Annotated in this window: 6 protein-coding genes and 1 pseudogene; all 7 read right to left on the reverse strand. The window is 66.1% G+C overall.

Annotated elements, in window-relative coordinates; translation table 11 throughout:
- Positions 1-549: 549 nt before the first annotated feature.
- A complete protein-coding gene (locus tag OKC30_RS17555; protein ID WP_442865840.1) occupies positions 550-3,381 on the reverse strand; it encodes a DUF748 domain-containing protein in 2,832 nt (943 codons plus the stop codon).
- A gap of 271 nt (positions 3,382-3,652) precedes the next feature.
- Positions 3,653-4,066, reverse strand: a complete 414-nt coding sequence (locus OKC30_RS17560) for a MerR family transcriptional regulator (protein WP_160837761.1) — start codon at positions 4,064-4,066, stop codon at positions 3,653-3,655.
- A gap of 54 nt (positions 4,067-4,120) precedes the next feature.
- Positions 4,121-5,092, reverse strand: a complete 972-nt coding sequence (locus OKC30_RS17565; RefSeq protein ID WP_160837759.1) for a hydroxymethylglutaryl-CoA lyase — start codon at positions 5,090-5,092, stop codon at positions 4,121-4,123.
- The gene (locus OKC30_RS17570) at positions 5,089-7,053 is read right to left on the reverse strand and encodes an acetyl/propionyl/methylcrotonyl-CoA carboxylase subunit alpha (protein WP_270666447.1); all 1,965 of its coding nucleotides are present in this window, start codon (positions 7,051-7,053) and stop codon (positions 5,089-5,091) included. Before OKC30_RS17570 ends, OKC30_RS17565 begins: the two co-directional genes overlap by 4 nt.
- 109 nt (positions 7,054-7,162) lie before the next feature.
- Positions 7,163-8,011 carry an enoyl-CoA hydratase-related protein gene (locus OKC30_RS17575; protein ID WP_270666448.1) on the reverse strand — a complete coding sequence of 283 codons (849 nt, stop codon included), beginning with the start codon at positions 8,009-8,011 and terminating at the stop codon, positions 7,163-7,165.
- 9 nt (positions 8,012-8,020) lie between these two features.
- Complete coding sequence (locus OKC30_RS17580) at positions 8,021-9,637, reverse strand: carboxyl transferase domain-containing protein (protein ID WP_270666450.1); 1,617 nt, start codon at positions 9,635-9,637, stop codon at positions 8,021-8,023.
- Positions 9,634-10,335 (reverse strand): annotated as a pseudogene (locus tag OKC30_RS17585) (acyl-CoA dehydrogenase family protein); the annotation flags it as partial. The gene OKC30_RS17580 and the pseudogene OKC30_RS17585, both read right to left, overlap by 4 nt.
- Positions 10,336-10,412: the final 77 nt, after the last annotated feature.

Below are 10,412 nucleotides of genomic sequence, written 5' to 3' on the forward strand. Positions count from 1 at the left end.
GCGCGAGCAGCTATCACCCAGTAATGGGGATCCCCCTCCTGTGACGCGAAGCGCTAAGGTGGGGGAGGATGTCAATTTCTCGTCAACCCCGCGCTCGCCACCGTGTTCCCTACACAAGGGCGGGGCGCCTGAGAAACCCGCAGGCGCGCCGTGTTGACTGCCACGGGCGAAAGGGGCGCAAGATCAACGGGCAGGATCAGAGGCTGCCCTTGTCAAAAAGCCAGAGGCGGGATGGGCCATGGGCCCAGTAAAAACGCTTCGAAATGGAAGGGGGGGCGCGGGGTTGGCCCTGTGGCGTGCGCGAGAGAGTGTTCAGGATTGGCCCGATTAGACACTGTATATCTGATCGGGCCATCTATTTTGACATGCCGACATGCCGACATGCCGACATGCCGACATGCCGACATGCCGACATGCTGGATAAAGGGATAACCGGATTGTTCGGGACGGCTAGCGAGAGACATATCCTGATGGAAGGGGTCAGGGGAGGGAGCCCCTCGGGCCATATGCCGTCGGGGCAAACAAGAGGGGCATCCGGCGGGCGCCGGATCAGTTGTCCAGGGTCAGCACCACCTTGGCTTCCTTGTCCGTCTCCTTCACCTGGCTGTCGAGCACGAAGAGGCGCTCCGGCGCGATGCCCTGGGTATCCACCAGATACTCCTTGGTGTTCTGGGCGCGCAGGGCCTCGCTCCCTTCATCGAGTCGCAACCGGTCGGCCAGATCCCCGAGATCTTCGTTGAACTTGGCTTCATAGGCCTCTGCCAGTGCGGATTGCATGGCGGGATCCTGCTCCAGCAGCGTCAAATACACCGGGCTGCCGGTGGTCTTGGCCAGCAGCCGCTCAAGCTTCTGGCGCTGGAGGATGGGGCGCTCTTCGTTGAAGTTGACCATGCCGCGAATGTTCATGCTGAGCTTGGGCCTCTCCTTGAGGGCCTGCGCGAGGGTGGTCAGCTTGGTCTGCTGGGTCGGGGTCAGGGCGGGATCGCCAGGCAGGAAGGGGAGCTCGTCGAGATCCTTGGTGCCCCCCGTCAGGGACGCAAGCAGGGAGAAGGGGGAGGTGATGGCCTTGCCGAGGGTATTGCCGAGCACGTCCCAGAAGATGTTGCCCAGGCTGAAATCAGGCTGATCCAGATTGCCCTTCACCTTGAGGTTCATCTTGATGACGCCGCTCGAATCGCTCAGCAGGGCGATGGCGAGGCCGAGGGGCAGATCCTTGGCCTGCTCGCTCTTGACCTTCTCCCCGAGTTGCAGCTTCTTGATGGTGATGTCGTTGTCCCCCTCCAGCCGGTTGCCCTGCAGCTTGTAGTTGAGCTTCATGGAAAGCTGCCCCTTGTCGATGGCATAGCCTGCATAGGTGCTGGAGTAGGGGGTGAAGGTGGTGAGTTCCAGATTGTTGAAGGCCACGGCCACGTCCAGCACGGGATCCTCGATGAGCAGGTTGGCGCCCCCCCGGATGGTGACGGGGGCATAGCGGTCCACCTTGCCGTTGAAGGCGAGCTCGGAGCGCTGCCCCGGGGTGTTGCTGATGTGGCGGCTCTGGCCGTCGAGGGAGGCGATGTCCACCACGAACTCCGGGCTCAGGCTGCGATCGGCGAAGCGCAGGTTGCCCTGGGCGGTACGGATCTGATCGATGACGATGTGCGGGGCGGGGGCGCTCTCCCTGGCGTTCGCGGCGGGTTGCGGCAGCAGCAGTTGCTGCACGTTGGTGATCCCCTCTTCGTTGATCTCGATGCGGGCATAGGGTTTGCTGAGCAGGATGTCGGCGATACGCAGTTGCTGGCTCAGGCGATCATAGTGCAGGCCGCTCAGTTGCAGATTCTCTATCTGGAGCAGGCGCTGGTTGTCGGCTCGATCCAGCACGTTGAGCCCGGCGACCTCGAGTCCACCGCTTATCTCCAGCTTGCTGATGGCCCCCTGGCGGTCGGTGACCAGGTCAAGTCTGGTGCAGCTGGCAAGCTCGCCGTCCCGCACGCTGATGCGCAGCAGATCCTGCAGGTAGGGTTGGGCCAGGGTCAGCGGCAGCCCCTGCTGGCGGATGGCGCCGTTCAGGGTGAAGGGGGTCAGCCCCAGGGTGCCGTCAAACGCCACCGTCGTCCTGGTGTCGAGGGCTGCGTTGAGGGTGAGGGGGCTGGGTTGGGCGGTCTGGCTGCCAAGGGGCCCCAGGGTGAGGGCGATGGCGGAGATGGCCCGTTTCAGGGGCTTGCCGCTGGTGGCTTCGGTCAGGGTGAGGCTGCCCTGGTCGATGCGGGTCTGCTTGAGGGCCCATTGCCAGGGCTTGGCGGGGGTGGCCGGTTGTTTGCCCCCCTTGGGGGTCTTCTGGGGGAGCAGCAGGTCCGCGAGATCCAGTTGTTGCTGGTGGTCGAGGACGGCGGTGATGGCCGGGCTCTTGAGGGTGGCGGCATCGAGCTCAAGGCGCTGCTTGTTGCCATCGATGCGGATCCCGGTCAGCGCCAACTGCTTGAAGCGGGCAAATTCCTCCCCCTTGTTGTGTGTGAGCTGCCAGTTGGCCAGGGTCAGCTTGCCCTTTGACAACTGCCAGTCCAGTCCCTGCTTGCCCTGGGTGAGGCGATAGGCGAGCTCGGCGCTGGCCTCCCCTTTGGCGAGGGTCGCCTTGAGATAGGGGGCCCAGAGGGGGGCGAAGGGGGCGATGGCCACCTTGCCAAGGCTGAGGTTGCCCTTGCCGGCGCCGCTCATCATGTCGAACTCCCCTTCGGCCTTGAGGGGGCTCTTCTCGTTGACTGTAGCGCTCAGGCGATAGGGGTTGAGCACCCCCTCTGCGCTGGAAAATCCGGGCAGGTGCAGGGCGAGCTTGTCCAGGGTGAGGGGCGGCACCCACCCCGGGCTGCTCTGCTTGCGGCTGTCCCGGTAGCTGAGCCGGCCCTGCTCGACGTACAGCTTGCCGATGGTCACCAGCACGGGCTCGGCGCTAGCTGGCGGTGTTTGCTCCGGCGCAGGGGCGAGCAGGGAGGCCAGTGCATTGGTCAAGTTGAAGCGTGCCTCCCCCTTGAGATCCTCGAGGCGCACCAGATCTGCCCTGGGGGCGGTCAGGGTGGCCTCTTCCAGTACCAGGGCGCGCTGCTGCCAGCTCGCTTTCAAGGCGGGAATGAGCTTCAGCTCTTCAAACGACACCAGCGCTTGCTGCTGCTCATCGAGCAGGGCGCTGGGCCCCAGCACGAGGGAGGGGGAGCGGATCCCCACCTCTATCTTGCCAAGGGAGAGGTGCAGACCGTAATGGGTGGCAAGCCAGCCGGGGAGATGGCGCTGGATGAGGGTCGGCGCCTGCCAGAGCAGGATGGTGATGCCGATGAGCAGGAGCGCGAGAAGATAGAGGGCATAGCGCAGAAGACGAGCGGGCAGAGGCTTGAGCATGATGGTCTCCATTTGATGCGCATATGGTAGCAATTAATCGTGCCCGGTTCATGGGAAGGACTCATGAGGTGCGCCGCACTCTGACCGGGCTGGGGAATTATTGTGCGACCAAGGCCGGATTTCCCCCGTTTGCCCCACCTCGCCGCTTGCCCAAACCGCCCACTCTGTCCGGCATGTCGCGACGGGCGATGTGGGGAACAAGGGGGTTGCCGGGTCAGGGCCTGCCACTGCGAATATCCACTGGAAAACCGGGATACCGGGGGCGAGATACCCCCAGAGTCTGTCAACCCCCGTCGGTTTTCAAGCCGCCGAGGGAGTGGATGCAGCGCTGCTCGGCGGCATCGAGCTCGGCCATCACCATCTGGATGTCCTCCAGTTGCTGGCGCAGGGAGTGGCGTCTGGCCTCGATGAGCTGGATCATGGAGTGAAGCTGCATCCGGCTGGAGCGGTCGGTGTCGTACATGTCGAACAGTTCGCGGATCTCCGCCAGGCTGAACCCGAGGCGTTTGCCGCGCAGGGTCAATTTCAGGCGGATCCTGTCCTTGTGGCTGTAGATGCGGGTCTGCCCCTCCCGGGTCGGGGTGATGAGCCCCTCGTCCTCGTAATAGCGGATGGTGCGTGGGGTGATGTCGAACTCCTGGGCCAGCTCCGAGATGCTGTAGGTCCTCTCCTTGCCACTGGCGTGTCTGGCTCTCATGGTGCGCCCTCCTGATGAGCTGGCGGGGTCCTGGCACAGCGGCAAGGGCCGGGTTCATGATGCATGATGGCCTCCCGGGGGGCGCTGCTCGCGCTCTTGTGCGAGGCGCCGTCCCCTCCCGTGCAGGGCCTGGCCGACCCGTGAGCCGTTGGGGCGCCCCAGCAGCTCGCTCACCCACTGGCCGGTGGCGGCCAGCTGGTCGAGATCGACCCCTGTGCTCATGCCAAGGCCGTGCAGCAGATAGACCACCTCTTCCGACGCCACATTGCCGGAGGCGCCGGGGGCATAGGGGCAGCCGCCGAGCCCGGCCACCGAGCAGTCGATGGTGCGGATCCCGCGCTCGAGCGCCGGCAGCAGGTTGGCCAGCCCCTGGCCGTAGGTGTCGTGAAAATGAACCGCAAGCCGGCCCGCCGGGATCTCGTGCAGCACCGCATCCAGCATGGGAGCCACGGTGCCCGGGGTGCCGACGCCGATGGTGTCGCCGAGGGATATCTCGTGGCAGCCCAGATCCAGCAGCCGCTCGGCCAGGGCGGCGACCCGTTTCGGGCGGGTCGGGCCGTCGAACGGGCAGGCGATGACGGTGGAGAGGTAGCCGCGCACCTTGATGCCGAGGCTGCGCGCCTCCTGCACCAGCGGGGCAAAGCGCACCAGGGACTCCTCCACGCTGATGCCGATGTTGGCCCGGGTGAAGCCGTCCGCGCAGGCGGTGAAGAGGCCTATCTCGTCGGCGCGTGCGGCGATGGCGGCCTGCAGACCCTGCAGATTGGGCACCAGGGCGCCATAGCGGGTCGGCCCCCTGCGCGGCAGGGCATTAAAGAGTGCGGCGGAATCCGCCATCTGCGGCACCTTCTTGGGCGACACGAAGGCCCCCACCTCGATGCGCTGCAACCCGCTCTCGGCCAGGCGGGCGATGAGCGCCAGCCGCTGCGCCAGGGAGAGGGTGGCGGTCTCATTTTGCAGGCCGTCCCGCGGCCCCATCTCCACCAGGCTGACCTTGTCGTCCCGGTTCTCGTGCGTGTGGCTCATGAGCGCTCCTCCTGCGCGGTATGGTCCTCGGCAAAGCGCACCAGCACGGCGCCCTGGCTCACCTGTTCCCCCTGGCGGCACTGCAGGGCCTCAATCACCCCGTCCCGGTCAGCCTTGAGGACGTGCTCCATCTTCATCGCCTCCAGCACCAGCAGGGGTTGCCCCTTGCTGACCGGCTGGCCGGCCTCGACCTGCAGCGCCACCACGATGCCGTGCATGGGGGCCAGGATGCCCGGGGCATGGCTCGTGTCGTGATCATGGTGGAGCTGATGATGCTGATCATCGAGCGAGAAGCGGATGCGCCTGCCCGCCAGGTGCAGCAAATAGGCGTCCTCGCCGAGGGGCTGCACCGGATAGCGCTGCCAATGTCCACCCTGGTACAGGCGGATCTGATCTGACCCGAGTTCAAACGGGATCTGCTCGCCCTGCCAGAGCAGGGCGCCCCCTCGCTCGGCGAGGGTGAGAGTGCGGGTCTCCTCGCCGATGCGCACCGTGGCGCAAAAGCGGCGGGTGGGGCCCAGCCGAAAACCTGCGGCCTGCTGCCAGGGGGAGTCATCGCGCTCGCAAGTGGCGAGCCAGAGGGTGGCGAGGGGCCAGGCGAGCGCCGGAACGGGCAGGGTGTCGGTGGGAATGGGCCACTGGGTGTGGTGGCGCATCGCCAGCACCTCTGGCGCTTCGCACAGGCGCTGCAGGAGCGGGCCGTTGTGCACCAGAGGGCCGAGATCCAGGGCTGCCAGGGCATCGGCCAGGGTGGCAAAGGCTTCGCTGCGGCTCGGTGCGTGGGCGACGAGCTTGGCGATCATGGGGTCGTAATAGGGGCTCACCTCATCGCCAGCGGTGACGCCGGTGTCGATGCGCACCCCCTTGGGCCAGGTGAGCCAGTGGATGGGGCCGCTCGCTGGCAGAAAACCGGCGGCCACGTCCTCGGCGTAGAGGCGCGCCTCCACCGCGTGGCCACGCAGCACCACCTGCTCCTGGGTGAGGGGCAGCGGTTTGCCCTCGGCCACCGCCAGCTGCCAGGCCACCAGATCCTGGCCGGTGATGGCCTCGGTAACCGGGTGCTCCACCTGCAACCGGGTGTTCATCTCCATGAAGAATAACTCCTCCCCGCAGAGCAAAAACTCGATGGTGCCGGCCCCCTGATAGTGGATGGCTTTGGCAGCGGCCACGGCCGCCTCGCCCATGGCGCGGCGCAGGGCAGGGGAGATGTCGGGGGCGGGGGCCTCCTCGATCACCTTCTGGTGGCGGCGCTGCAAGGAGCAGTCCCTGTCCCCCAGATAGATGGCGTTGCCAAGGGCATCGGCAAAGACCTGCACCTCCACGTGACGGGCGCGGGGGAGATAGCGCTCCAGCAGCACATGGTCGTCGCCAAAGGCGGCACTCGCCTCCCGCTTGACCGCCGCCAGGGCGTCGTCAAAGTCGGCCAGCTGATCGACCCGGCGCATCCCCTTGCCACCGCCGCCACTGGCCGCCTTGATAAGGAGCGGGAAGCCCACCTGGCTCGCCTGATCGCGCAAAAAGTCGGGATGCTGATCCGCGCCGTGATAACCGGGCAGCACGGGGACGCCGGCTGCCTGCATCAGCCCCTTGGCCCCCGACTTGTCCCCCATGGCGAGGATGGCGGCGCCGCTTGGGCCGACAAAGCGCAGGCCCCGCTGCTCGCAGGCGGTGGCAAAGTCGCTGTTCTCGGACAGGAAACCGTAGCCCGGGTGGATGGCGTCGGCATTCGCCTCTTTGGCAATCTTGAGCACCTTGCCGGTGTCGAGGTAGCTCTCCCGGGCAGGGGCCGGCCCCAGATGCCAGGCCTCGTCGGCTTCGCGCACATGCATGGCACGGGCGTCGGCGTCCGAGTAGAGGGCGATGGTGTGAATGCCGAGGCGCCGTGCGGTCTTGATGATGCGCACGGCGATTTCACCGCGATTGGCGATCAGCAGGCGCTTGATGGGAGTGTGATGGGTCATGCTACCTCTCTGTTGTTCAAGGCGCACAAGTGCGAAGCGTGTTGATCCACACTCCCGTTATATTGACCACAGCTGGCGATCAGCAGGTGCTTGATGGGGTGGTATTGAGTCATGCTTCGTCCTTGAAACGGGGGCGCCAGGTTGGGGGGCGTTTGTCGAAGAAGGCCTGGATCCCCTCCTGGGCCTCGAGACCGACCCGTACCCGGGCGATGGTCTCGACGGTCTGCTCTTCGTGCTGGTGGCCTGGGCGCCCTTCGAGGGCGGCCAGCAGCCGCTTGGTCTCCTTCATCGCCTGGGGGCCGTTGCGACACAACCGCAGGGCCATGGCGCGTCCCTCTGCCAGCAACTGATCAGGCTGGCTGAGCCTGTGCACCACGTTGAGTCGGCAGGCGGTGATGGCATCAAAAGGCTCTGCGCTCAGCATGTAGCGGCGAGCCTGGCGCATCCCCATGGCGCGCACCACGTAGGGGCTGATCATCGCAGGCACCAGTCCCAGGGTCACCTCGGAGAGGCAGAAGCGGGCATTTTCGCTGGCCAGCACGATGTCGCAGGCGCAGACAAGGCCTAAGGCTCCGCCGTAGGCGGCCCCCTGCACCAGGGCTACCGTGGGGAAGGGCAGCTCGTCCAGTGCCTGCATCAGGTGGGCCAGCACCCGGGCGTCCTCGCGATTCTTGTCAAAGGCGCGGGGGTCGAATGCCTCCCCGGCCATCTTGCGCATCCACTCGAGATCGGCGCCCGCGCAAAAATGCGGTCCCTCGGCGCGCAGCAGCAGCACGTGGGGGCGGTCGGCGAGGGGCTGGCCGTGGGCCAGCTCGTCGAGGCAGTCGAGCAGCCCCTGCATCAGGTCGGCATCGAGGGCGTTGTGACGGGCCGGGCGGGCGAGCACCAGCTCGATCACCGGGCCGTGGCGCTCAAGGCGAAAATGGGCAAGGGGATCGTTGAAGAGCGGGTCTGACATATGAACTCCTTACATCCGGAAGATGCCGTACTGCCCAGGGCCAGGCTCGGCCCCCTGGCAGGCCGCCAGCGCCAGGGCCAGCACGGTGCGGCTCTGGGCCGGGTCGATGACGCCGTCATCCCACAGGCGAGCACTGGCGTAATAGGGGTGACCCTGGCGCTCGTATTGCGCGATCACCGGGGTGCGAATGGCGGCCGCCTCCGACTCGCCCAGAGTCTTGCCCTCGGCGGCGAGCTTGTCCCGGCGCACCTGCACCAGCACCCCGGCCGCCTGCTCGCCCCCCATGACGGAGATGCGGCTGTTGGGCCAGCTGAAGAGAAAATCCGGTTCATAGGCGCGCCCGCACATGCCGTAGTTGCCGGCACCGAAGCTGCCGCCGACGATCAGAGTGATCTTGGGCACCCGGCTGCAGGCCACGGCGGTCACCAGCTTGGCGCCGTGCTTGGCGATCCCCTCTTTCTCCGCCGTACTCCCCACCATAAAGCCGGTGATGTTTTGCAGAAACAGCAGCGGGATCCCCCGCTGGTTGCAGAGCTGGATGAAGTGGGCTCCCTTCTGGGCGCTGTCGCTGTGCAGCACGCCGTTGTTGGCGAGGATCCCCACCTGCATGCCCTCAATGCGGGAAAAACCCGTCACCAGGGTAGTGCCGAACAACGCCTTGAATTCGTCAAACACAGAGCCATCCACCAGTCGGGCGATCAATTCTCGTGCGTCATAGGGGCGCTTGAGACTGGTGCCCACTAGGCCGTAGAGCTCCTCGATGGGGTAGTGCGGCTCATCATAGGAGGGAGCGGATGGGGCGGGTGACGCCGCCGTCTGGTTGTCCCCCAGGTTGCTTACCAGGGTGCGGGCGATGGCCAGGGCATGGGCATCGTCCCGGGCCATGTGATCCGCCACCCCGGAGTGGGCGCAGTGTACCTCGGCGCCGCCCAAGGCTTCTGCGCTGATCTCCTCGCCGGTGGCGGCCTTGACCAGCGGTGGCCCCGCCAGAAAGAGGGTGGCCTGCTCCCTGACCATGATGGACTCGTCCGCCATGGCGGGCACATAGGCGCCGCCGGCGGTGCAGAGCCCCATCACCACCGCCAGCTGGGGGATGCTCTGGGCCGACATGCGAGCCTGGTTGTAGAAGATGCGGCCAAAATGCTCCCGGTCGGGGAACACCTCGTCCTGCATGGGCAGGAAGGCGCCGCCGGAATCCACCAGATAGAGGCAGGGGAGGCGCAGCCGCTCGGCGATGGCCTGGGCGCGCAGGTGCTTTTTCACCGTGAGGGGGTAGTAGGTGCCGCCCTTCACGGTGGCGTCATTCACCACCAGCATGCACAGGCGCCCCGAGACCCGGCCGATACCGGTGAGGATGCCGGCGGCGGGCACCGGTTCGTCATAGACCTGCCATCCGGCCAGCGCCGAGAGCTCGAGAAAGGGGGAGCCCGGGTCCAGCAGCTGGTCGATGCGCTCGCGGGGCAGCAGCTTGCCACGGGCCTGGTGGCGGGCGTTGTTGGCCGCGCCCCCGCCCAAGGCTATCTCCTCCAGGCGGGTATTGAGATCGTCGACCAGTGCCTGCATGGCGGCCCGATTGGCCTCATAGTCGGGGCTCGCGGTGTCGAGACGGGAGTGGATCCTGCTCATGCGCTCTCTCCCATCAGCTCGCGGCCGATGAGCCAGCGGCGGATCTCCGAGGTGCCGGCGCCTATCTCGTAGAGTTTGGCGTCCCGCAGCAGGCGGCCTGTGGGGTATTCGTTGATGTAACCGTTGCCGCCGAGCAGCTGGATGGCATCAAGGGCCATCTGGGTGGCGTTCTCGGCGGCAAACAGGATGGCGGCGGCACAATCCTTGCGGCTGGTGCGGCCCTGATCGCAGGCGCTCGCCACCGAATAGACTAGCGCCCGGCTGCTGGCGAGACGGGTATACATGTCGGCGAGCTTGCCCTGCACCAGCTGAAACTCGCCGATGGCCTGACCGAACTGCTTGCGCTCGCGCACATAGGGGAGCACCACGTCCATGCAGGACTGCATGATGCCAAGGGGCCCGGCCGCCAGCACCACCCGCTCGTAGTCGAGCCCGCTCATCAGTACCTTGACCCCGCCGTGCAGGGGGCCCAGCAGGTTCTCCTGCGGCACCCGGCAGTTGTCGAACACCAGCTCGCAAGTACTGGAGCCGCGCATGCCGAGCTTGTCGAGCTTCTGGGCGGTGGAAAAACCGGGAGTCCCCGCCTCGACGATAAAGGTGGAAATCCCTTTGGGCCCGGCGGCGGCATCGGTCTTGGCATAGATGACGAAGGTGTTGGCATCGGGCCCATTGGTGATCCACATCTTGTTGCCGTTCAGCGGCCTTGTTGCACAAATCGGGGAACTATCTAGCCAAGTGGTGATCTGATCTCCCGGATCAATCACCGAGCACAGTC

This window comes from Aeromonas sp. QDB18 (assembly GCF_027705325.1).
In the GTDB taxonomy this organism is placed as follows: Bacteria; Pseudomonadota; Gammaproteobacteria; order Enterobacterales; family Aeromonadaceae; genus Aeromonas; species Aeromonas caviae.

What these genes read in the sequence shown, in the direction of transcription:
- OKC30_RS17580 (WP_270666450.1), bottom strand. Translation starts at nt 9,637, where the DNA reads ATGAGCAGGATCCACTCCCGTCTCGACACCGCGAGCCCCGACTATGAG.
- OKC30_RS17575 (WP_270666448.1), bottom strand. Translation starts at nt 8,011, where the DNA reads ATGTCAGACCCGCTCTTCAACGATCCCCTTGCCCATTTTCGCCTTGAG.
- OKC30_RS17555 (WP_442865840.1), bottom strand. Translation starts at nt 3,381, where the DNA reads ATGGAGACCATCATGCTCAAGCCTCTGCCCGCTCGTCTTCTGCGCTAT.
- OKC30_RS17570 (WP_270666447.1), bottom strand. Translation starts at nt 7,053, where the DNA reads ATGACCCATCACACTCCCATCAAGCGCCTGCTGATCGCCAATCGCGGT.
- OKC30_RS17560 (WP_160837761.1), bottom strand. Translation starts at nt 4,066, where the DNA reads ATGAGAGCCAGACACGCCAGTGGCAAGGAGAGGACCTACAGCATCTCG.
- OKC30_RS17565 (WP_160837759.1), bottom strand. Translation starts at nt 5,092, where the DNA reads ATGAGCCACACGCACGAGAACCGGGACGACAAGGTCAGCCTGGTGGAG.